Here is a 22230-nt window from a genome sequence, read left to right as displayed (position 1 = left end):
GCGGCCCTTCCGGCTCGACGCATCACGTTCCGTAGGCCTTGACCTCCAGGAGGCCTACGGAGCTGCTGCCGTTGCCGGTGAGCAGCACCCGCAGCCGGGTCGTGCTCGTGGCGGTGAAGGTGACGTTGTTGTAGGCGTTCTTCGTCAGCGTGTACGCCGACGCGCCGGGCACGTCCACGTACGCGCTGCCGTTCCAGTACTGCAGCTTCCACGACGCCGGCATGTCGATGCCCTGGTCGTCGTCGAAGAAGTACACCTGGGCCCGGTTGAGCGTGCGCGCCGAGGACCAGGTCAGGTCCACCCACTGCTGCCCGGTCTGCGGCCAGCAGCCCCAGCGCGGGTTCACGGTGTCGTTGGACGACGGCGGGTCGATCCCGTCGTTGACGGCCGCGACGCTCTCCCACGAGGAGGTGTACGACGCCGACGGCGTGGCCTGCAGCGCCAGGTTGGGGTTGGGTTCCGGCTGGACCCCGCCCCGGTTGAAGACCTTGATCTCGGTGAGCCCGGTCCTGGCTCCGGAGGCGGCCGTGGCCAGCACCCGCATCCGCTGTGCGCTGACGGCGGAGAACTGCACCACGTTGTAGTTGGCCCGCGGCGTGGCCGGGGTCTTGGCCTGGCTGGGCACGTCCACCCAGGCACTGCCGTTGTGGTACTGGACGGTGTAGGAGGCCGGGGCCCGGTAGGTGGAGCTGGCCGGGCGGCTGTCCTTGAAGTAGAGCCGGACCTCGTTGAACGTGCGGGCCGCGCCGAAGTTCAGCTCGTACCAGTCCTGCCCGGCGGTGGTGCCGCCCCAGAACGGCTCGTTGATCGGGAACCCGTCCTTCGCCCCCGCCGTGGTGCTGCCCGAGGCGGTGGTGGAGGCGGTGGGGGTGGCGTCGGCGGCGAGGTTCGTCAGGTTGGCGGTCAGGTCGACGCCGGCCTTGGCGAGCAGGTCGACCATGCGGGCGCTGGTGTGGTTCACCTGCGTGGGCGACTGGAGGGCGGGGACGGCGACGTTGTGGGTGACGGTGCCGCTGGTGGTGACGGCACCGGTGGCCGGGTCCCAGGTGAACGGCACCAGCGACGACACCGTGGCCGCCCGGCTGCCGTTGATGTAGATCGAGTAGCCCTGGGGCACGCCGGGGTAACGCACGACGCCGTCGGCCGGGTCGTCCCAGACGATGGTCAGGTCGGCGTTGCGGTAGCGCAGGTTGTTGACGGTGAAGTGGGTCCAGCCGATGTTGATCGGCGAGAGCTCCACCTTGGCGTCGTTACGCGGCCGCAGCCCGGCGACGTCCTCGATGACCGTCCAGTTGCTGCTGCCCAGGATGTTGTGGTGGATCCAGGAGCGGTAGGTGATCGAGGAGCCGTTCCAGTCGGCCCAGAACTCGTTGGCGTCCGGCCACTGGGTGTTGCCGTTGACGTATTGAGCCCAGGCGTTCCAGTAGAGGAGCTTCTTGTACCAGGTCGTGTCGATCCACTCGTTGGAGTAGTTCCGCAGCACCGAGGAGAGCAGGCGGAACTGCACGGTGGAGTTGATCGTGGAGAAGTTGTTGCTGCCCGTGCCCGAGGCCGCCTTGTCGGCCTGGTTGGCGGTGTAGAAGGGGAAGATCGGGTACTGCGCCGGATCGTCGAAGAGGCGCAGGGCCTGCTTGTAGGCGGAGGTGTTGGGGATCGCGCCGACGGCGAACGGGTAGTAGTTGTTGATCTCCTTCCACGGCACCCATTCGTTGGTGGACTTCAGCCGGTGCTCGAACAGCTGCCTGCTCGGGTTCCACAACACGTTGACGATGGCGTTCTGGATCTGCGTGGCGAGCGTGCGCATCTCGTTCGCCTTGGTGGTGTTGCCGATCGCCTCGTACGCCTGCGCCGCGGCCAGCGCGCCGCTGTACTGGTAGGCGGCCTCGGCGCGGTCCATGCGCCCCGGCTTCCAGTGGAAGGAGACGGCGTCGGCGTCGTTGCCGGTCAGGGCGCCCCAGTCGTACTCGATGAGCTTGTTGTTGTCGGTGTCGTAGAACGACAGCTGGCCCTTGACGTCCTGCTCGGCGTAGCGGGCCAGGTTGGCGGCGATGGCGGGCTGGCCGCCGTGGATCTGGTAGCTCTTCCAGGCGGCTTCGCCGATGTACTGGGTGTAGCTGTTGGACCAGTTCTCGGGATCGCCGGGGTTGTCCAGGAAACGGCCGTTCTTGGAGGTCTGGCCGACGCTCAGCCAGTCACCGTAGGCGTAGATCGGGTTGCGCAGGTATTTGAGGTCGTCGATGTGCATGGGCTGGGTCAGCGCGATCGCGTTGTTGTAGCCCAGCACGCCCTCCATCGACGTGGGGAACTGGAAGGTCTGGCCGGGGATGTCCGCGTCGAGGTGGTTGTAGCGCATCAGCCACCAGCGGTAGTAGATGTTCTTCTTGATGCCGGGCTCGGGCACGTCGATGTAGGGCACGTTCTCGGCCCACCACCGGTTGTACGCGCGCACGTGGGTGGCGAACGCCGTGGCGGGCGGGTAGCCGGCGTAGGCGTCGTACTCGGTGCGCGAGGCCGGGATCTCGTTGGTGACGAAGCCCATGACGACCTTGACGGTCACGGTGGCGCCGGCGGCGACGGTGACGGACCTGTTGAGCCCGCCGCTGGAGACCGTGAACCCGTCGCCGGTGAGCCTGGGGAAGATCGTCGTGAGGTTGTTGTAGGCGTTGACCTGGCCGGTCAGCTCACTGCCGCTGCCGGTCGCCGCGTACGGCGAGGTGGCCCTGACCTGCAGCGTCGTCGAGCTGGAGCCGCCGTTCGTGATGGCCAGGTTGGCCACGGCCACGTTGTTCTCGGTGATGAACTTGGTCTGGTCGATCGTGACCGAGCCGCTGGTGTGCCGGCTCTTCCAGTGGCTGGGCGCCTGCCAGCGCGAGCTCACCTGCTCGGTGAAGGTGCCGGGGGTGACGGCGACGGTGAAGGCGTTGTTGTTGCTGATGCTCTCCCAGTACGCCGCCTGCCCGGCGAAGCCGAGCGTGCCGGGCGTGTGCGTCTTCATGAACAACGCCCGCCCGCGCGTCATGAGCCAGGTGCCGGCCGGGTCGTTGCCGGGGCGGGCCAGCAGCCGGTCCATCCAGAAGTCGGTGCCCGAGCTTTCGGCGTCGTAGATGGCCTGCATCATGTTGCCGGTCGTGTACGAGCCGGGCGCCGCGGGGACGGCCGGGCCGCCGAAGGCAGGGAAGCCGATGGTCTGGTCGGCCGCGGCCGGCGGACCGGCGACGACCAACCCGGCGACGAGCAGCAGGGCTAATAAGGCGCGCTTCATGAGAAGGCCCTCCATTCGAGCACACCGGTGGAATAGCCGGACCTGGAGGTCATGTTCAGCCGCAGCCGAGTCGTGCTGACCGGGGTGAACGTCGTGGTGTTGAAGGTGTTGGCCGCCACGCCGCAGCCGGACGCGCCGGGCACGTTGACGTAGGCGCTGCCGTTCCAGTACTGCACCTGGCACGAGGCCGGCAGGTCGATGCCGAGGTTGTCGTCGAACCAATAGACCTCGGACCGGGAGATCGTCTGCGCGGTGGGCCAGCGGTACTCGATCCACTCGGTGCCCTGGTGGTCCCAGTTGCCGTAGGCGCCGTGGCTGTGATCGGCCGAGTTGGCGGGGGTGTAGCCGTCGTTGATCGCGGCGAGCGTCTCCCACGGCGAGACGTAGGAGGTGGAGGGGGTGGCGCTGGCCGCCAGGTTGCCCGGCGTGGTCGGGCCGCCGGTCTGGACGACCTTCTGCATGGTGCCGTCGGCGTTGAAGTAGAGCTTGTCGAGCGTCACAGAGCGGCGGAAGTTGCCTCCGCCCGGGGCGGCGGCGTTGTGGTAGACCATGTACCACTGGCCCTTGTACTCGATGATCGCCGGGTGGTTCGTGGTCGAGCTGACCTGGTCGAGCACGACGCCGCGGTGGGTCCACGGGCCCAGCGGGTTGCTGGCGGTGGCGTAGCGGATGCAGGCGTAGTTGGGCTGTGAGCAGCCGGAGTCATTGGCCGCGTAGGCGAGGTAGTAGACGCCGTTGCGCTTGAACATCCAGGGGGCCTCCCAGAAGTTCGACACGCCGCTCGGGGTGATCACCGAGCCGTTGATCGAGGTCATGTTGGAGTTGAGGCGGGCGGCTCGCACGCCCCAGTAGGAGCCCCAGTACATGTAGACCTGGCCGTCGTCGTCCCTGAAGACGGTCGGGTCGATGTTGAGCGGCGAGGAGTTGGGGGTGCTGTCGCTGACCAGCGGGCCGCCGATGGCGTCGCGGAACGGGCCGGTCGGGGTGTCGCCGACGGCCACGCCGATGTTCATCCAGCCCGGGCCGTTGCCGTTGATGGAGACGTACCAGTAGTACTTGCCGTCGGCGCCGCGCTCGACCTCGCCCGCCCAGGCGTCGGCGCCTGCCCACGGGAAGCTGGAGATCGACAGCTTGGCGCCCTGGTCGGTGAAGGTCGTGGCGTCGGTGGAGCTGAAGACGTGCCAGTCGCGCATGACGAAGTTCGTGCCGCCGGACGGGGCCTCGTCGTGGCCGGTGTAGACGTACAGGGTGTCGCCGACGACCAGTGCGGCCGGGTCGGCCGTGTAGATCGCGGTCGTGATCGGCGCGCCGGCGAGCGCTGGATGGGGGATGCCGAGGATGACCAGGAGTGCCGCGGCGAGGGCCGCCGCCCATCGTCGTGTCATGAGAGTGTGCCCCTTAGTGTGTTAGCGCTAACATCACTGACCCGGAACGACGCAGTGAACCTGAAAGGTTTTCGGGAACGTAAAACGGGGTGGTAGGGGCTGTCAATCGGCTACTGCAACTGTGTGCATACGCTATGAGCTGGGCATTTACCGGCACGTGGCCGCTGATCAGCTAACGAGCGCTTGGTTACGGTTTCATATCACCGAAAAGGCTTTCGGGGTTTTCGTTCGGTCAAGGACTAGCGCAGGGCGATGCCGACCGCGCGGCTCATGGCGTCGCGTACCTGGTCGGGCGTGTCCCCCCGCCGCAGTCCCGCGAGCCCGGCGGCGCCGACCGCCCCGATGACCGCGCCGACCAGCGCGGCGGCCACCACCTCGTCGAGTTCCTGCGGGTACGCCTGCCGCAGCGCCTCGGCCAGCTCGGCGTGGGCGGCGAGCAACCGCTGCAGCAGCCGGGCCTGCACCGCCGGGGAGGAGGTGACCAGGCCGGCCCGCAACGCCGCCAACCCGCTGGGCAGGTCGGTGCTCCAGGCGTTGACGATCATCTCCTCGACCGCCTGCGCCAGCACCTCGGCCGCCGCCTCCCCCGGCCGCCGCCGCTCGATGGCGCGCAGCCCGAGGTCCACCCGCACCTCGGTGTTGGCCAGCAGCACGTCTTCCTTCGCGGGGAAGTGCAGGAAGAAGGTGCGCGTGGACACGTCGGCCGCCTCGGCGATCTCGGCGACCGTGGTCTGCTCGTAGCCCCGCTCCTCGAACAACCGCACGGCCGCGGCGATCAGCGCCTGGCGGGTGGCCTGCTTCTTGCGTTCCCGGCGTCCCAGCTCCTCAGCCATAGCGCACTGATGCTACAGCAAACGTATTACTACACTCGAGATACTGATTCATTCGGTGAAGTCCACTCTTTGGTCTCCCATACCGCCGCTTGGAACGATGGAGAGGTGCCGGTGCGGATAATCGCGTTCTAGCGACGGCGAAATGGGCGACGAACCGCGATGAAGCTCCCGCACCAGATCGATCGCATGATGACCGCCCTGCTGGAGGCGGGCCATCGTGCCACCCTGGAGCAGCTGCCCGGCCTGATGGCCGAGCACGCGCCGCAGGCCGGCCTGGACGAGGTGCTGATCTACCTCGCCGACCTGCAGCAGAGCACGTTGCGGCGGCTGCTGTCACCGGGCGCGGGTCCGGAACCGGACGACCCACCGGCCGAGCTGCGCATCGACTCCACGTACGGTGGCCGGGCCTTCCGGGAGATGCGCATCCTGCACAAGCCCGGTGAATCCGGGGTCGACCGCTGGTGGGCGCCGCTGATGAACGGCGCCGAACGCCTCGGGGTGCTGTGCGTCCACGCCAGGATCCCCCACGAGGAGGCCGAGCGCGCCATCCGCCGGCTGGCCTCCCTGCTGGCGCTGATCATCTGCAGCCGGCGTTCCTACAGCGACATCTACCCTCGACTCGTCCGCAGCCGCTCCATGAACGTCGCCGCCGAGATGCTCTGGCACCTGATGCCGCCGCTGACGTTCTCCGACGCCGAGGTGACGATCAGCGGCGTGATGGAGCCGGCCTATGAGATCGGCGGGGACGCGTTCGACTACGCCATGGCCGAGAACCGCGTGCACCTGTCGATCTTCGACGCCATGGGGCACGACCTGGCAGCCGGTCTGGCGGCCAACCTGGCGATGACGGCCTGCCGCAATCACCGCCGCGAGGGCATGGACCTGGCCGGCAACAGCGAAGCGATCGAGGCGCTGTTGTTGGCCGAGTTCGGCGACAGCGCACGGTACCTCACCGCGATCCTGGCCGACTTCGACCTGCGTACCGGGCTGCTCACCTGGGTCAACCGCGGCCATCACCCGCCTGTGCTGATCCGCGGCGGGCGGTGGGTCAGCACGCTGGAGTGCCCGCCCGCCCACCCGCTGGGATTCGGGCTGGAACTGCCGGTCACCACCTGCCACGAGCAGCTCGAACCGGGCGACCGGCTGCTGCTCTACACCGACGGGATCATCGAGGCGGGTGGCCGGGAGGGCGAGGAGTTCGGCACCGGGCGCTTCGTGGACTTCATCATCCGGCACAGCACCGCCCGGCTGCCGGTGCCCGAGACCCTGCGCCGGCTGATCAAGGACATCCTGGCCTACCACGACGGCCGGCTGCACGACGACGCGACCGTCCTGCTCTTCGAGTGGCACGGGCCGCGGCAGCGGTGATCTCACCGAACTCTCACCTTTCACCCATGAGTCCTCAAGGACGCGCTTCCTACCGTGAGGTCCGCCAGAACAGAGCGCCAGAGAGGGAACACCATGGGACACGATCACGAAGGTCAGCGCGTCAGCCGGCGGCGGCTGATCAGCGGCATCAGCTCGCTCGGGCTCGGCGGCCTGCTCGCCGCGTGCGGCAGCGGCGCGGACACGAGCACGGGCGCGACGGCCGTCACGACGTCCACGGGGGCCACCGTGACGCCGGAGGCCACCACGACCAGCGACCTCACCTCGCTTTTCACCGACGCGAGCACCTGCAAGCTGACTCAGACCACGACGCAGGGCCCCTACTACTTCGACGCGGACAAGATCCGCGGCGACATTCGCGAGGACAAGCAGGGCGTGCGGTTGCGGGTCGCCATCAAGGTGCAGGACAGCGAGACCTGCAAGCCGCTGCCGAACGCGGTGGTGGAGATCTGGCACTGCGACGCGGCCGGCCTCTACTCCGGCGCGGAGGCCCAGTCCACCGGCACAGGCGGCGGGAACGGCACCCCGCCGAGCGGCGCGCCCACCGGGGCCCCGCCGAGCGCCGGCACGGGCGGCGGGGGCGAGGGCGATATGGCCGACCTGACGCCGACCGACGACAAGCGTTACCTGCGCGGCGCGCAGGTCACCAACAGCGACGGCATCGTGGAGTTCACCACCATCTGGCCGGGCTGGTACCGGGGGCGGACGATCCACATCCACGCCATGGTGCACTTCAGCAGCGAGCGGGTGCTGACCACGCAGATGATGTTCGACGAGAAGCTCAACAGCACGGTCATGGCGATGTCGCCGTACTCCGAGCACACGGGGCGCGACACGTTCAACGACAACGACAACATCTACGACGACAGCATGCTCATGAAGGTCACCAAGGAGGACGACGGCTACCTCGGCGTCATCGTCTTCGCCGCCGACTCCGACAAGGACGGCTCCTAGACACGTCTCACAACGTGCAGCAGATACTCCTTGCGGTCGAGCGGATTGTGGTCGGTACGCGGCCGTTCCGGGGACGGGCCGCGTACCGGCCGATAGCCGTCGAACGTGCTCTCCAGCATGCCTTCCCCGCGGCTCAGCCCCGGCAGCCGCTGCTCGAGCTCGTGCACCCTGGCCGCCGGGATCTCGCCCTCGATCAGGGATGACGCCTGCGTACGGCGGCACGGCGCCCAGCCTGGCCAGGGCCGGCAGCGCCGGGCCGAGGGTGTCGGCGGGCAGCTCCAGCGTGAAGCGGTGCATCGGCTCGTACACCCTGGTCCCGGCCCGTTTCAGGGCGGCCATCAGGACCAGCGGCGTCAGGTTGCGGAAGTCGCCCGCGGTGCTGGACATGCTCTTGTCGAAGACGCCGCCCATGTGGCTCTGCCGCGCCCAGTAACCCGAGTGCGTCAGGGTGACCACGCAGTCGATCACCTGCCAGCCGTGCAGGCCCTGCAGCAGGGTCTCGTGCACGGTCTCCTCGATGGTCTTCATGAACGCGTACGGCAGCGAGCCCAGTTCCACCTCCAGCCGGAACTCCACCCCGCTGCCGGGCGGGCCGGGCTCTATGCGTAGGCCGACGGTGGCCAGGAAAGGGTTGGGGTCCTTGCCGATGAGCTCGAACGCGGTCCCGACGCCGATCAGGCGTTCGACGCAGATCGTGGTCGTCTCGCGGAAGGCGACGTCGAGGCCGAAGTCGTCGCGCAGCGTCGCCTGGATGACCTCCTTCTGGACCTCGCCGTAGAGCGAGACCGAGACCTCCTGCCGCACATCGTCCTGGCGCAGGCCGATCAGCGGGTCCTGCTCGGCGAGCTGGGCCAGGGCGAGATGGAGCGCGCCCTTGTCGGCGGGCCTGGCCGGAACCACCACGGTCTCCAGGGTCGGCGGCGCGAAGTGTGCTTCGGAGCTTCCCTTGGCCGGCTCGCCGAGCGTGTCCCCGATCCGGACGTCCGCGAGGCCCCACAGGCGGGCGATCTGCCCGGCGACGACCTCCTGGCACCGGGTGGCGCCGCCGTGGTCGTAGACGCTGATCGCCGTGACCTTGCCTGCGCGACCGCCCTGGAAGCGCAGCTTGTCGCGGGTGCGTACCGTGCCGGAGAACATCCGCACGTACGTGATCTTCTCGCCTGCCGGGCCGCGCTCGACCTTGAAGACCGTGCCCGAGACCGGCCCCTCGGGATCCCCACCGGCGGCGGGGAGCAGCTCGCGGACGCCGGCGATGACGGCGTCCACGCCGGCGCCCGTGACGGCCGAGCCGAAGAACACCGGGTGCACCAGCGCCTTGCCCGTCTGGACCGCGAGTTCGGCGCGGAGCCTGGCGTCCGAGATCGACCTCTCGTCCTGGACGTACGCGGCCAGCAACTCGTCGCCGTGGTGGGCGAGCACGTCGAGCAGCCGTGACGCGTCGGCGAAGGGGGTGAACGAGGCACCGCCCGTGCCGAGCCCGGCGACCGAGCCCATGGCCACGACCGGGACGCAGAGCTTGGCCGCGAGGTCGTCCAGCACGCCGTCGTAGCGCGCGCCGCGCCGGTCGATCTTGTTAACGAAGATCAGCGTGGGGATGCCGAGCCGGCGCAGCGTCCGCATGAGCACGCGGGTCTGCGCCTGCGCGCCCTCCACGGCGGAGACGACCAGCACGGCGCCGTCGAGCACGTTGAGCACCCGCTCCACCTCGGCGATGAAGTCCGGGTGGCCGGGGGTGTCGATCAGGTTGACCGAGGTGTCGCCGATGGCGAAGGAGACGACGGCGGACTTGATGGTGATGCCGCGCTGTCGTTCCAGGGCGAGGGTGTCGGTCTGGGTGTTGCCGTCGTCGACGCTGCCGATCTCGTCGATGACGCCGGCGGCGTGCAGCAGCCGCTCTGACGCCAGCACATCAGAACGCGCTTCACGCCGGCAACAGATTTACGGCTGACGACCGCCGGTGGCGTGTTGTACAGTTTGGACAGTTGCCCAAGGCGGTCGTCCAAAGAGGTGAGCACATGGCCTCTCCTTCCGCGGCTCGCGGTCAGGAGACCCGGCAGCGGCTGCTCGACGCGGCCGTCGCACTCGTACCCGAGCTCGGGTGGGGTGGCGTCACGACCAGGCTGGTCGCCGAGCGGGCGGGGGTGGCGCCGGGCGTGGTGCACTACCACTTCGCGTCGGTGACGGACCTGCTCGTCGCGGCGGGGACCGGGTTCAGCGGCGGGCTGCTCGACCAGATGGCCGGGGAGCTGACGGCGCACGCCGACATCGGTGAGGGGGTGGATTGGCTGCTGGGCGAGCTGGCGCGCTACAGCGGCGTGGATCCCGCCTCGCTGCTGGTGGTGGAGATGTTCCTGGCATCGACGCGACTGCCCGGACTGCGCGAGAGGCTGGGCGAGCAGATCACCGCATTCCGGTCGTGTGTCGCGTCGTGGCTGGCCGAGCGCGGCTACCAGGGTGACGCGCAGGCTGCGGCCGCGATGCTGGCAGCGGCCGTGGACGGGATCATGCTGCACCGCGCGCTGGATCCCGGCCTCGACATCGCCGCGCTTGCGGGTCCGCTGCGGGCCATGTTCGGGCTCGGGCTAGGAAAGGGAGGCAACCGGTGAAAGCTCTCGTCTGCGGCGCCGGCATCGCCGGGCTGACGATGGCCTGGCATCTGGAGCGCGCTGGTTGGGAGGTGGAGATGGTCGAGCGCGCGGCGGCGTTCCGCGACGGCGGCTACATGATCGACTTCTACGGGCCGGGGTTCCAGGTCGCCGAGCGCATGGGGCTGCGGCAGCGGCTGATGGAGGCCCGTTACCCGGTCAACGAGCTGAGCTATGTCGACCGGACCGGTAGGCAGACCAGCCATCTGACGTTGACGTCCGGGATGGAGCAGGTGGTCAGTCTGCTCCGCGGGGACCTGGCGCGCGCCATCGCCGACGACGTGCAGGCGCCCATCGTGTACGGAGCCAGCGTCGAGTCCGTCGAGCAGGGCGCCGACGGGGTGTCGTTACGGCTGACCGACGGCACGTCGCGCGACGTGGACCTGCTCGTGGGCGCGGACGGGGCGCATTCGCGGGTGCGCGGGCTGGTCTTCGGCGACGTGGCCCCTCGTTACCTCGGGCACCAGGTGGCGGCGTACATGGTAAATGACGAGGCGCTGAACCGCCGGATCGGAACGCGCTACCAGATGCTCACGGAGCCGGGCCTCATGGCCGGCGCGTACGCGCTGCGTGACGATCGGCTGGCCCTGCTGTTCCTGCGGCGCGAGCCGGACCCGGCACTGCCCGCCGATCCGGCCGCGGCGCTGGGCCGGCACTTCGGCCACCTCGGCTGGATCCTGCCCGAGGTGCTGTCGCGCTGCCCGGACCCGCCGGAGCTGTACTACGACCAGGTGACCCAGGTGGAGATGGCGCACTGGCACCGGGGCAGGGTCGTGCTCGTGGGAGACGCCTGCCAGGCCGTGTCGCTGTTCGCCGGGCACGGGGCGTCGATGGCGATGGCAGGCGCCTGGGTCCTCGCCGACGAGCTGGCCGCAGGCCGTGGGGACGTGCCGGCCGCGGCGGCCCGTTACCAGGCGCGGATGGCGCCGGCCATCGGCGAGGTCCAGCGGTTCGGGCGGCGGTTCGTGAAGTGGATGGCGCCGTCGAACCGGTGGCGGATCGGCGTACGGGACCTGCTGTTCCGCCTCGCCGCCCTGCCCGGAGGAGACCGCCTGTTCGTGAACTCGCTCAGTCCGGGCGGCCACCACCTGATCACCAGCCGCTCCGGATGACCCGGTCAGCTCTCGACGCGCTCCTTCAGTGCCTCGTTGAGATTGTCGAAGTTCCTCCGGGTGCCCTCGATCATCTTGCCGAGGAAGGGCACGAGCAGTCCCTTGAAGCTCTCGCTCTGTGTCAGATGTGTGCCGCCGTCCGGGGTGGCCGTGAGCGTGAACTCGTGCGTGCCGTCGAACAACCCCGGCACGATGAAGTGACCGAGCCACCTGAGCACCTTGCCCGGTTCGGCGGCCAGCACCTTGGGCTTGAACGTGATCGGGCTCCCGTTCTCGGGATACATCCGTAACGTGAGCCTGCTGCCCACGACCGCCTCGCCGGCGCCCTCCCTGATGAACGGGTTCCACGCCGGGTATCCGGCGAAGTCTATGAGGACCGCCCACACCTGGTCGGGAGACGCCTGGATGTCGATGGCGGTGCTGATTTCGCGCATGCGTGACTTATACCGGTATTTCATTGCTCCAGCGTGAACGCAGCCAGGCGAGTGCCGCGCGCCGCGAGTGCTCGCGCCGTTCACGCAGGTGAGGCTCCTGCGCAGAGATCGCGGCGGTCCGCGTCCAGTAGCCCAGGAGCGCCACCAGCAGCGCGTCCACCCGCTCCGGCGGCGCCTGCCCGCCGAGGGGATGCCTGGTGAAGACCTCCTCCGGGTCGATGGCGCCCAGCTCCGACTCCAGCAGCAGGCAGACCAGATCCGCCCACGCCGGGCCGACACAGGCGCGTCCCCAGTCCACGAGCCGGGCCGTGCCGTGCGCGTCGATGAGTCCAGCGCCGCCGACAGCTCATGAGCCCGCCACGGCTCGTGGGGCACCCGGCCGGGCGCCACCTCCGAGCAGAGCAGCACCCAGCCGGCCGCTTCGCAGGAGAACAACAACCGCGGCGCCGGCACCCCGCTCGGCAGCGCCGCGCTCACGGCCGCCTCGAACCGGTAGTCGCCGGCGAAGGCGGCGTGGCCCGGCGTGGCCTTGACGAACACCTCCCCGCCGCCCTGGAGCACGGCCACGCCGGTGACCCCGTGCGAGAAGCCGCCCCGCCGGGGCGAGAGGCCCGTCACGGCGGTGCCCAGCCGCCGCTCCAGCTCGGCCACGAGAGGGCGGGGCAGCTCGGGCCGCCTATGCCGCCGTGTCGGTCTCATCCTCCTCGCCGAGTTGGTCGTCGCCACGGTCCAGGGCCAGCCGGGCCGCCCGGAAGCGGGCGCAGCGTGCTTCGAGCTCGCGTTCGTCCTCGAGGATCCACTGTTCGATCATGGTCACCCAAGTGACCACACCCCAGGGGCGGCAGGCGGCGGACTTGGCACAGTTTTTTCACCCGAGCAACTCGACCGTGCCACGTTCGCCGTCCACCCTGATCCGATCCCCGTCGCGCACCCGCATGGTCGCGTTGCCGGTGCCGACCACGGCCGGGATGCCCAGCTCGCGGGCCACGATCGAGGCGTGCGACAGCGGGGCACCCATGTCGGTCACGACGGCGGCGGCACGCGGGAACATCGGCGTCCAGCCCACGTTCGTCAGCGTCGTCACCAGGATCTCGCCTGGCTTGAGCCGCTCGCCCCGCTCAGGTCCGGAGAGCACGCGCGCGATACCGACCATACGTAGCTGGGTTGATCTAGTGCCGTATCAGCCAACGTTCGCCCTGTAGTGCCTCAGATCACGGATGGCACATGATCGGCGAACGCGACGTCTGAAATCCGCCAGCATGCTCGCGGTCGGTCGGGCGAGAATCCGCTCGTGATCGCTGAACCGCAGGGAATCCGCATCCGGCACCGCGGGCATGAACCGCAGGTCCATCCCACCGCCTACGTCGCCCCGACGGCCACGCTCGTCGGTGATGTCCGCGTGGGGCCGAGGGCGCGGGTGATGTACGGTGCGGTGCTCGATGCCGAGGAGTCTCGGATCGAGGTCGGGGAGGCGGCGGTGATCTGCGAGAACGCGGTGTTGCGCGGATCTGCGGTCGCCGGCGATCAGCCGGTGCTTGTCGCCGATCACGTCTTCGTGGGGCCGCATGCCACGCTGCTGGGCTGCGAGGTCGGCAGGTGCGCCTATGTGGCGACCGCGGCGACGGTCCTGCAGTGCGCACGGTTGGGGGCCGGCTCGGTTGTCGCTGTCGGCGCGCTCGTCCATGCGCGCACCGTTTTGCCGGACGAGTACTTCGTGCCGCCGCACACCGTGGCGCTTGACGCGCCGGTGCGGCTGCTGGCACCTGGCGATCCGGGCCTGGCCGAGGCCGTCAGGCGGGTGGGCTTCGCGCAGGTGGCGTTCGGCGTCGACGCGGAGTGGACCGACCGGATCAGCCGGTACGAGCACATCGCGGAGGTGCGCGTCGCCGAGTTCGGCACGCACGCGGACGATGAGGTTCTGAATCTCGGCTAGCGCCGCATCAGCGACCCTTGTGCTGTGGTGAGGTAACGCGCCGTCCGGATTCCACTCCGGCGCGCGCGTCCGGCAAGCTGTGCCGGTGGCAGAGCGCGTGCGGGTCCGTGAGATCGATGACGACGAGGGCAGGCGGCTGCTGCCGATCATCCGTAGGGGCACCGGGTCGGTGGTGACCTGGCGCCGGGCGCAGATGGTGCTGTTATCCGCGCAGAGCATGCCCGTGGCGAAGATCGCCGAGGTGACGTTCACCAGCGCGGACCGGGTCCGGGATGTGATCCACAACTTCAACGCTGACGGCTTCGACTCCCTCTATCCGAAGTACACGGGCGGGCGGCCGAGGACCTTCACCCTGCCCGAGCGCCGGGAGATCAAGAAGATCGCCAAGTCCAAGCCGGCCGAGCACGGCCTGCCCTTCTCGACCTGGAGCCTGGCCAAGCTGGCCGACTTCCTGGTCGCCGAGGGGGTGGTCGACGACATCAGCCACGAGGGCCTGCGGGCCCTGCTCCGCGAGGAGGGAGTCTCGTTTCAACGCATAAAGACCTGGAAGACCTCCCGCGATCCGGACTACGCCGCCAAGAAGGCCCGCGTCGAGCACCTGTACGCCATCGCCGACGGCGAGGTCATACCTGAGGACGGCGAGCCGGAGATGGTGTTCTGCCTGGACGAGTTCGGCCCGCTGAACCTGCAACCGCACCCGGGCCGGCAGTGGGCCGAACTCGGCGGCAGGCACAAAGACCACGACCGTGAACCACGCCGCAGGCGGCGGGCAACCTACAACCGCCCACACGGAGTGCGGCACCTGTTCGCCGCCTACGACCTGGCCAAGGACAAGCTCTACGGCCACATCAAGAAGACCAAGAACCGATCGAAGTTCCTGGAATTCTGCCGCTACCTGCGCACCCTCTACCCGCCGACAGTCCGCCTGGCGATTGTGTGTGACAACTACTCCCCGCACCTGACCACCAAGCGGTGCCGCCGGGTGGCGGACTGGGCAGAGGCCAACAACGTCGAGATCGCCTACACCCCGACCAACTCCTCGTGGCTGAACCGCATCGAGGCCCAGTTCACCGCCCTGCGCTACTTCACCCTCGACGGCACCGACCACGCCAGCCACAAAGAGCAGGGCAGCATGATCCGCCGCTACATCATCTGGCGAAACCGCCACGCCGACGACCGGCGCCTACGCGCCGTCGTCGACAGGGCAAACGTTGCCTGATGCGGCACTAGTGCCTGCCGCACAGGACTCCTGGCGTCGTGGCTGCTGCAATGGCGCCGAGCTGCTGTATCGCGCTCATGTCCTTCCCGTCCGCCCCCGATCACCGTGCTCGATAGCCACACTTACCGCAGCCAAGGGCGGGCCTCGCCGAGGCTGCGGACGCGAACGCTGGCGCTCCAGATTTCGCTCACATGTTCTACCCGGCACTGGTCCATTAAGGTAATCTATCGATCACTCAATGTGATGGCCTGGGAAGGAAGGACAAGGTCATGCAGGCATACCGGCACGCTTCTGCCCCACACGGGCTGATCGCGTTGCCGGTCCAGCCGACGCGCACCTCGGCGAAGGTATGACAGATGGGCAGGCGTCAGAGCACCGGGAAGGGGCTGCGGACGATCGTGGCACCGTTCACCGTCGCGGCCCCCGCGGGGGCACGCATCCGGGATCGCCTGCGACTGTCCGAGCGTGATGTCGAGGTCCTGACCGCCGTCGGCCGTCATCTTGGCCGCCACGCCCGTGCCGACCTGGCCGAGCGCATCCGCATCGGCGATGTCAAGGCTCCGCGGAACCAGCGGGCCGAGCGGAAAAGGCGGCTCACCGCGCTGTCCTCGTCGCGGTGGGCCGGGGCGATGACGCGCACCTCAGAGGATCAGTACCAGCTGTCCCTGCGATCCTTGCACGATGAACGCGCAGGCCTCCGCCGCGCCATCGCCACGATCAGCAAACGGCTGACGGTGGCATGCGGCAAGCGCCAAGGCCGGGTGCGCGGCTACGCCGACCAGGATGAGCGGTGGCAAAAGCAGCGCCGACTGCAGGTGCTCACCGCCCGGCTGGCCCGCGTGGAAGACCACATTGACAAGGGCCGGCCGGCGATCACGGTAGGCGGCCGCCGTCTGGCCAAGGCCCGACACAACCTCACCGACGCTAAGCTCACCGAGCGGCAGTGGCGTCGGCGGTGGGAGGCACGGCGGATGTTCCTGACCGCCGACGGAGAGACGGGTGCGCCGTTCGGGAACTACACCATCACCGTCGACCCCGGCGACGGCACGGTGACGATCGTGCTGCCCGAGCCGCTGCGGCACCTGGCCAACGCCCCCAGAGGCCGCTACCGGCTGACCGGCACGGTGCGCTTTCACCACCGCCGCGACCAATGGCTGGACCGCGTCCAGGCCAACCGGGCGGTGCGCTACGACATCACCCACCACTCGGACCGGGACCGCTGGTATCTAGACGCCTCCTGGTCCGCCGACACCCCGACCTTGCTCCCCCCGGACCAGCTGGCCACCTCCTGGTCGCGGTTGCTGAGCGTGGACCTTAACGGCGACCACCTGGCCGCCTGCGTCGTCGACGCCTGCGGTAATCCGATCGGCGAGCCCATCACCATCCCGACCGCGCTGAGCGGGCCCGCCCCCCAGCGGGACGGCCGCCTGCGGCAGGCGATCAGCGAACTGATCCGCCTCGCCCACCAGCACGGCTGCGCCGGGATCGCGATCGAGAACCTCGGCTTCGACGACGCCCGCGCCACCGGCCGTGAGACCATGGGACGCGGCAAGCGGGGGAAGACCTTCCGCCGCACCGTCGCCGGCATCCCCACCGCACGCTTCCGCGAACGGCTGCGTGGCATGGCCTATCATCGCGGCCTGCTCGTAGTCGCCGTCGATCCTGCCTACACCTCCAAATGGGGCAGCCAGCACTGGCAACGCCCACTCCAGCAGCAGACCAAGCTGACCACGGCCACCCGGCATCATGGTGCCGCGGTGGCGATCGGACGACGCGCTTTCGGACACGGGATCCGGCGTCGGCCAGGTGTGACCGCCGGCCACCAGAGGATGGCGGCGCGGAGAGCTACCGGCCAGACCGCATCCTGCCCGTCAGCGCAGGGGGCCGCGACCCCGCTCAGGACCGCAGGCACGCCCGCCGGGGGCGGCAAGACCTATCGGGGCCCAAGCGACCAACTCGCGCTGTTCCCCGCACCCAAGACCGTTCGGGGTGCACCCGGACCCAGCCTGGGCCCGGTTCGTGGCGATGCGGCCAACGCCGGCCAACTCCACTAGGAACGGTCTTCCAGTGCAGGTAGTCACTCGATTTTGTCCAGGAGGAGCTCGGCCTGCGGGGCGAAGGCCGGGTCGCCGGTGCCCGCCGCCGCCTCCAGCAGCCGGCGGGCGAGCGTCAGGTCGCCGCGCTCGTACCGGATCTCCCCGAGCCGGCAGGCGGCCTCGGCAACCAGGTCGGCCTGCTCGGTCAGCCCGAGCGTCAGCTCGTAGTAACGCAGGGCGCCGTCGCGGTCGCCGAGCCAGTAGCACAGCTCGCCCAGGTGCGCGGCGGCCATCCCGGACTCGGGGTCACCGGCGTCGATCACGCGCTGGTACCAGGTGAGCGCCTCGGGGAAGTCGCGGTTCCGCTTGGCCAGCGCGCCCAGGTACATCGCGGCCAGCGCGCTCATGTGCCCCTCGCCCGCCTCGACGGCCCGCACGTACCACTCGCGCGCCTGTTCCTCGTCCTCGTCGTGGTAGGTCTGGCCGATCGCCACCATCGCCCGCACGGCCAGCCCGGCATCGCCGGCGTCGAGCACCCGCAGGTACGTCGCCCGCCCCTCCTCCACCATCCCGGCGCCGACCAGCGTCTGCGCGAGTGTGGACAGCGCGATGGGCTCGCCGCCGGCGGCCGCCTCCCGCAACGTGCGCAACGACTCCGCCGTGTCGCCCCGGCCGCCCTGCAGCATGCCGAGCAGGCTGCCGAACACTCCCCTGACCGGGCTGTCGGCGTCGGCCGCCTGCCGCCGCGCGACGTCGTAGAACGCGTCGTCGTCGCCCTCGCCGTCGAGCAGCTCGAGCAGCCTGCCGCCGGCGACGAAACGCACCTCCGGCTCGTCGTGCTCGCTGAGCCGCTCGAAGATCGCCCGCGCCTCGGCCCGCTCCCCCAGGGCGGCCAGCCGGTCGGCGACGTCCAGCTCGGTGAACGACCCCCGTCCCGCTCGCTCGAAGTACGCCCGTACGGCGGCCGGGTCCGGACACTCCGTCCCCAGCTCGCGCGCCACCTCGGCGCCCGGCTCCCCCATCAGCTCCAGCACCCGCACGGCCACGTCGTGCGCGCCGCGCTCGAACTCCTGGCGGGCGAGGGCCCGCAGGTTCCCCAGCGCTTCAGCGGCAGGCTCCGCACCGGTGGCCGCGGCGGCGGCGAACGCCTCGGCGGCTCGCAACACGTCGCCGTCGTCGTGCCGCCAGCAGCCGATCATGAGGTGGCCGATGGCGGCGGCCTCCGGCTCCCCGGCCTCGGTGGCGGCCTGCGCCTGCTCGTACGCCCCTGACCGGTCGCCCATGTCGTACAGGACCTTCGCCAGGTTCGTCCGCAGGCCCGGGACGAGCGGCTCGAAGCCGGTGTCGATGCCCTTGCGGTACAGCTCCGCCGCGCCCGCCGGATCGCCCAGCCCTCGGCACGCGTCGCCCCATCCCCAGTACCCCGTGGCCACGGTCCTGGGGTCGCCGGTGGCCACCGCCTGCTCGGCCGCCTCGGCCGCGGCCTGGTGTTCCCGCTCGCCCACCAGGTGGGTGACCAGCAGGCGCAGGCATTCCAGGTCGCCGTCCGCCGCACCGCCGGCCAGCGCCTGCCGTACGCCTGCCGCGTCGCCGCGCTCGTCCAGCACCTCGGCGAGCGCGGCGGCGGTTGCGGGCATCCCGGCACGCAGGGCCGCCACGGCGCGGTCGAGGTCGCCGCGGCGCTCCCGGACGATCGCGATGTTGTGCCAGGCGGCGTCGGCCGTCGCCGGGTGCTCGGTGGCGGGCAGGAAGCACAGCTCGGCGCGGCCGTGCTCGCCGTCCTCGGCCCAGCTCGCCCCCATCGACAGGTACGCCTGCGCGGCCGTCTCCCGGACGTCCGCGGCCGTCTCCCCGGCCTCCGGCGTCGTCTCCCGGTCGGCCAGCTCGATCACCAGGCGGTAGAGCCGTCTGGCCGTCGCCTCGTCGTTCTTCGCCCTGGCGCGAGCTCCGGCGTGCAGGGCCTGGACCAGGCCGTCGCGGCGGTCGTCACCGGTGAGCGCCGCCAGCAGGCGGCGGGCTTCGGGCACGTCGCCGTCGTCGAGCACGAGCACCAGCTCGGCCAGCGCCGCCGAGCCCACGACCTCGGCCAGCGCCGCGATCGCGCCCGGCCGGTCGCCGTCGGCGGCCAGCACCCATCCCCGATCCTCGGCCGTGCCCCTGCCCAGGCGCACCCGGGCCACGGCCGCGGCCCAGCCGTCCTCGTGCTGCGCGGCGGCCCGCTCGTAGGCGGCGCGGGCGTACTCGGCGTCGCCCGCCTCTCCCAGCAGCCGGGCGGCGGTCACCAGCGTGCCGCCCGCCGACTCGGGCTCGGCGGCGACGGCCCGTTCGAACGCCGCCTTGGCGCCCGCCAGGTCGCCGGTCCTGGCCAGCAACTCACCGAGCAACCGCGCCTCACTCCCGCCTACCTCGCCGTCCGCGGACGCCGCGGTGAGGAGCTCGCGGGCCTCCTCCGCCGCGCCTGCGGCCACCAGCACCTCGGCCAGCAGCATCGTCACGTCCGTCTGGCGCCGCCCGCCTCCGTCCCGCAACGCCCGCCGACAGGCGTCGGCCGCCTCGGTGAGCTGCCCGAGCCGCTGCCGCACCCGGCCGAGATCGCTCAGCGCCATCACGGCCAGGTCCTCGTTGTCGCCCTCCGCCGCCCGTTCCCAGGCCTCGATCGCCCCGTGCCTGTCCCCGGCCTCGTCACGCAGTGCCCCCAGGTAACAGGCCGCCTCCTGGCGGAACCCGGGATGCCCGGCGGAGGCCACCAGCGAGAGCGCCGCGTCGGCGGCGGCCGTCTCGCCGCGCCGCTGCCAGGCGTGCGCGCTCTCCATGGCGAGCATGCTCGTCAGCAACGCGTTCCCGCCCTCCGGCACGGCCGCGAACGCCTCCGCCGCGCCGTCGAAGTCCCGGTCGAGCAGGCACCTGGCGAACCGCCCCATGGACGCGGGCTCACCCGTCGCCACCTCGAAGGCGCCGCGCGCGGCGGCGAGGTCGTCGAGCCGCACCCAGGTCAGCCCCAGCAACCAGGCGCTGCGCCCGGCCTCGTCCCCGCCCTCCCGCGCGATGCGCCGCTCGTACAGCCGGCAGGCCGCGAGCAGATCCCCCTGCTGCTCGAACAGCGCCGCCAACGACGCCGCCGCCTCGCCCCGCAGCCCCTGGTGCGCGCTGTCCAGCGCCATCGTGTACGCCGCCCGCGCCTCGGCAGGCTCCTCCACCAGCCCGCCCAGCACGTACCCCACCCAAGGAGCCAGCACCGGATGCCCTTCCACCCGGGCCCGCCGCAGCAGCGCCACGGCCTCGTCCCGGTCCGGCAGGATCTCCTTGGCCAGCGTCGCCGCGTACGACAGGGCGAGCGGCTCCCCGGACCCGGCCGCGTCGTGCAGCAGCCTGGAGGTCTCCGACAGCGCGTACCCGAAGGAGGCCAGCACCTGCGCGAAGACCGCCGTGCCGATCGCCGCCACGGCGGGGTCGGGGTGGTTCGTGGTCTCGTGGTAGCGGGTCAGCCCTTCCTCCCGCCCCAGCCGCTGGTGGTCGATCACCGCGCGCAGCACCGGGTGCAGGTCGTCGCCGGAGATCCGCAGCAGGTGCAGCAGGAACGCGGCGGCGAAGCCCTGCACGACGTCGTCGCCCTCGGCCACGTACGTGAGCAGCTCTTCGGCCTGCTCCCGGTCGCCCTCCCCCAGCTCCAGCTCGGCCAGCGCGACCATGGCCCGGATGGACGGCGCGGCCGCGCCGCAGTCGCAGGCCCCGCGCAGCAGCCGCCTGGCCTCGGTCAGGTCGCCGGCCCGCAGGCGCTCCAGCGCCGCGTCGATGTCCTGAACCGCCTGCTCCTCCACCGGGTCGGCGAGCGGCTGCCGCCGGTCGTCGTGGTCGAGCAGGAGCCTGGCCTTGAACGCGGCGTCGGGGTCCGTGTGCTCGGCCGCGCCCCGCGCCAGCTCCATGACCTCGTCGTACGCCTCCGGATGCTGGTCGAGCAGCAGGGCGAGCAGCGTGACGCAGACCGAGGCCCACTCGTACTCGCCCGCCTGAAGCACCGTCCGCAGCGCGGCCAGCGCCTCGGCGACCTCGCCTGCCTCGGTGTGCATCTGGGCCAGGCACGCCTGGGCCTGCACGGCGTACTCGCGCTGCCCGCTGGCGATCACCCGGCGGAAGATCGCCTTCGTCTCGTCCTCGTCGCCGAGCTGGGCGGTGACCTTGGCCAGCTCGATGAGTGACGGCAGCCGGACATCGGGGCGGGGGTCCTCGGCGGCCACGCGGTAGGCGGCCGCGGACTCGGCGTACTCGCCGAGGTCCACCAGCACCGCGCCGAGCAGCTTGTGCGCCATGGCCAGATGGTCGGGGTGACCGGCGGCGATGGCGTGCTCGCACACCGCACGGGCCGCCTGGAAGTCCTTCTCCTCGGCGTACAGCTGGTAGAGCTGGAACGCCGAGAGCGACACGACGTCGGGGTCGCCGCAGGTGAGCAACGTGCGGTAGTCGTCCTCGTCCTCGGCCTGTTCGTACAGCTCGCGGGCCGACGCCGGGTCCTGGTCGAACTCCGGCAGCTCCAGCCGCGCGGCCAGTTCGGCCACGGCGGGGCTGTCGCACCGGCGGGCCCGCTCCAGCGCCTCCTGCGCGCCCTGCGCGTCGCCCAGTTGCGTGCACACCAGCACCAGCGCCGTGTCGGCGAGCGCGGCCACCTCGAAGTCCGCGCCGTCCGAGGCGATCATCAGCACCCGGTGCGCGGCCGGCCACTCCTTCGCCGTGATCAGCATCATGCTCATGGCCATGGCGGAGCGCTGCCCGAACACCGGGTCACCCGACTGGATCACCGACCGGTGCGCCGCCTCGGCGCCGTCCAGATCGCCCTGCTCCTGCAGCAGACCGGCCAGCAGGTGCGACGCCTCCGGGTCGCCCGTGGCCGCGATCTGCCTGAACAGCGCGGCAGCCCGGTCGAGTTCTCCTGCTTTCCAGCAACTCATGGCCGCGTCGAGCTGTTCTGACGCCATTATCACCCCAAAGTCAGCTAACAATGTGAAAAAGCTACACATGTGCAGCGCGGGTCACAGG

Annotated in this window: 17 protein-coding genes and 1 pseudogene; 8 read left to right on the top strand and 10 right to left on the bottom strand. The window is 70.5% G+C overall.

Annotation, left to right across the window (positions count from 1 at the left end):
- Positions 1-22 precede the first annotated feature (22 nt).
- From EDD27_RS03205 to EDD27_RS03195, 3 genes are all read right to left on the bottom strand, one after another.
- Complete coding sequence (locus EDD27_RS03205) at positions 23-3262, bottom strand: discoidin domain-containing protein (RefSeq protein ID WP_127930991.1); 3240 nt, start codon at positions 3260-3262, stop codon at positions 23-25.
- Positions 3259-4647: a glycoside hydrolase family 43 protein gene (locus EDD27_RS03200; protein ID WP_127930990.1), complete on the bottom strand. Its 1389-nt coding sequence runs from the start codon at positions 4645-4647 to the stop codon at positions 3259-3261. The genes EDD27_RS03205 and EDD27_RS03200 overlap by 4 nt, the downstream gene beginning before the upstream one ends.
- A gap of 239 nt (positions 4648-4886) precedes the next feature.
- Positions 4887-5480, bottom strand: a complete 594-nt coding sequence (locus EDD27_RS03195) for a TetR/AcrR family transcriptional regulator (RefSeq protein ID WP_127930989.1) — start codon at positions 5478-5480, stop codon at positions 4887-4889.
- 159 nt (positions 5481-5639) lie between these two features.
- Here EDD27_RS03195 and EDD27_RS03190 point away from each other — a divergent pair, with 159 nt between their 5' ends.
- Positions 5640-6848, top strand: coding sequence for a PP2C family protein-serine/threonine phosphatase (locus EDD27_RS03190; protein WP_206641207.1), 1209 nt, complete (start codon positions 5640-5642; stop codon positions 6846-6848).
- A gap of 93 nt (positions 6849-6941) precedes the next feature.
- The gene (locus EDD27_RS03185; protein WP_127930988.1) at positions 6942-7820 is read left to right on the top strand and encodes an intradiol ring-cleavage dioxygenase; all 879 of its coding nucleotides are present in this window, start codon (positions 6942-6944) and stop codon (positions 7818-7820) included.
- Here EDD27_RS03185 and EDD27_RS56240 read toward each other — a convergent pair.
- On the bottom strand, positions 7817-7987 hold the full coding sequence (locus EDD27_RS56240; RefSeq protein WP_241563840.1) for a hypothetical protein: 171 nt from the start codon (positions 7985-7987) through the stop codon (positions 7817-7819). The genes EDD27_RS03185 and EDD27_RS56240 overlap by 4 nt on opposite strands.
- Before the next feature lie 32 nt (positions 7988-8019).
- Between EDD27_RS56240 and EDD27_RS56235 the strand changes: the two genes are divergently transcribed.
- Positions 8020-8253: a hypothetical protein gene (locus EDD27_RS56235; RefSeq protein ID WP_241563839.1), complete on the top strand. Its 234-nt coding sequence runs from the start codon at positions 8020-8022 to the stop codon at positions 8251-8253.
- On the opposite strand, the pseudogene EDD27_RS03180 reads toward EDD27_RS56235, so the two are convergent.
- Positions 8199-9728: pseudogene (locus EDD27_RS03180) on the bottom strand (GTP-binding protein); the annotation flags it as partial. The gene EDD27_RS56235 and the pseudogene EDD27_RS03180 sit on opposite strands and share 55 nt — an antisense overlap.
- Positions 9729-9835: 107 nt before the next feature.
- Here EDD27_RS03180 and EDD27_RS03175 point away from each other — a divergent pair.
- Both EDD27_RS03175 and EDD27_RS03170 read left to right on the top strand, forming a co-directional pair.
- Complete coding sequence (locus tag EDD27_RS03175; RefSeq protein WP_127930987.1) at positions 9836-10426, top strand: TetR/AcrR family transcriptional regulator; 591 nt, start codon at positions 9836-9838, stop codon at positions 10424-10426.
- On the top strand, positions 10423-11577 hold the full coding sequence (locus EDD27_RS03170) for an FAD-dependent monooxygenase (RefSeq protein ID WP_127930986.1): 1155 nt from the start codon (positions 10423-10425) through the stop codon (positions 11575-11577). The genes EDD27_RS03175 and EDD27_RS03170 overlap by 4 nt, the downstream gene beginning before the upstream one ends.
- A 5-nt stretch (positions 11578-11582) precedes the next feature.
- Here EDD27_RS03170 and EDD27_RS03165 read toward each other — a convergent pair whose 3' ends face one another.
- The 4 genes from EDD27_RS03165 to EDD27_RS03155 all read right to left on the bottom strand — a co-directional run bounded on the left by EDD27_RS03165 (position 11583) and on the right by EDD27_RS03155 (position 13164).
- Positions 11583-12011, bottom strand: coding sequence for an SRPBCC domain-containing protein (locus EDD27_RS03165; RefSeq protein ID WP_127930985.1), 429 nt, complete (start codon positions 12009-12011; stop codon positions 11583-11585).
- 7 nt (positions 12012-12018) lie between these two features.
- Positions 12019-12309, bottom strand: coding sequence for a hypothetical protein (locus EDD27_RS03160; protein WP_127930984.1), 291 nt, complete (start codon positions 12307-12309; stop codon positions 12019-12021).
- A gap of 378 nt (positions 12310-12687) precedes the next feature.
- Positions 12688-12828: a hypothetical protein gene (locus EDD27_RS53870; RefSeq protein ID WP_164903450.1), complete on the bottom strand. Its 141-nt coding sequence runs from the start codon at positions 12826-12828 to the stop codon at positions 12688-12690.
- 51 nt (positions 12829-12879) lie between these two features.
- Positions 12880-13164, bottom strand: coding sequence for a PEP-utilizing enzyme (locus EDD27_RS03155; RefSeq protein ID WP_241563838.1), 285 nt, complete (start codon positions 13162-13164; stop codon positions 12880-12882).
- 138 nt (positions 13165-13302) lie between these two features.
- Here EDD27_RS03155 and EDD27_RS03150 point away from each other — a divergent pair, with 138 nt between their 5' ends.
- From EDD27_RS03150 to EDD27_RS03140, 3 genes are all read left to right on the top strand, one after another.
- Positions 13303-13944, top strand: coding sequence for a gamma carbonic anhydrase family protein (locus EDD27_RS03150; protein ID WP_127930983.1), 642 nt, complete (start codon positions 13303-13305; stop codon positions 13942-13944).
- 85 nt (positions 13945-14029) lie between these two features.
- Positions 14030-15163, top strand: a complete 1134-nt coding sequence (locus EDD27_RS03145; protein WP_206641206.1) for an IS630 family transposase — start codon at positions 14030-14032, stop codon at positions 15161-15163.
- 356 nt (positions 15164-15519) lie between these two features.
- Positions 15520-17217: a transposase gene (locus tag EDD27_RS03140; protein ID WP_206641205.1), complete on the top strand. Its 1698-nt coding sequence runs from the start codon at positions 15520-15522 to the stop codon at positions 17215-17217.
- Positions 17218-17240: 23 nt separating this feature from the next.
- On the opposite strand, the gene EDD27_RS03135 is transcribed toward EDD27_RS03140, so the two are convergent.
- Complete coding sequence (locus tag EDD27_RS03135) at positions 17241-22169, bottom strand: tetratricopeptide repeat protein (protein ID WP_127930981.1); 4929 nt, start codon at positions 22167-22169, stop codon at positions 17241-17243.
- Positions 22170-22230 lie beyond the last annotated feature (61 nt).

This window comes from Nonomuraea polychroma, from assembly GCF_004011505.1.
In the GTDB taxonomy this organism is placed as follows: Bacteria; Actinomycetota; Actinomycetes; order Streptosporangiales; family Streptosporangiaceae; genus Nonomuraea; species Nonomuraea polychroma.
This window is presented reverse-complemented; position numbering and strand designations above follow the sequence as displayed.

Coding starts and splice junctions, on each gene's coding strand:
- EDD27_RS03205 (WP_127930991.1), bottom strand. CDS start 3,262: ATGAAGCGCGCCTTATTAGCCCTGCTGCTCGTCGCCGGGTTGGTCGTC.
- EDD27_RS03200 (WP_127930990.1), bottom strand. CDS start 4,647: ATGACACGACGATGGGCGGCGGCCCTCGCCGCGGCACTCCTGGTCATC.
- EDD27_RS03195 (WP_127930989.1), bottom strand. CDS start 5,480: ATGGCTGAGGAGCTGGGACGCCGGGAACGCAAGAAGCAGGCCACCCGC.
- EDD27_RS03190 (WP_206641207.1), top strand. CDS start 5,640: ATGAAGCTCCCGCACCAGATCGATCGCATGATGACCGCCCTGCTGGAG.
- EDD27_RS03185 (WP_127930988.1), top strand. CDS start 6,942: ATGGGACACGATCACGAAGGTCAGCGCGTCAGCCGGCGGCGGCTGATC.
- EDD27_RS56235 (WP_241563839.1), top strand. CDS start 8,020: ATGACGCCTGCGTACGGCGGCACGGCGCCCAGCCTGGCCAGGGCCGGC.
- EDD27_RS03175 (WP_127930987.1), top strand. CDS start 9,836: ATGGCCTCTCCTTCCGCGGCTCGCGGTCAGGAGACCCGGCAGCGGCTG.
- EDD27_RS03165 (WP_127930985.1), bottom strand. CDS start 12,011: ATGCGCGAAATCAGCACCGCCATCGACATCCAGGCGTCTCCCGACCAG.
- EDD27_RS03155 (WP_241563838.1), bottom strand. CDS start 13,164: ATGGTCGGTATCGCGCGCGTGCTCTCCGGACCTGAGCGGGGCGAGCGG.
- EDD27_RS03140 (WP_206641205.1), top strand. CDS start 15,520: ATGGGCAGGCGTCAGAGCACCGGGAAGGGGCTGCGGACGATCGTGGCA.
- EDD27_RS03135 (WP_127930981.1), bottom strand. CDS start 22,169: ATGGCGTCAGAACAGCTCGACGCGGCCATGAGTTGCTGGAAAGCAGGA.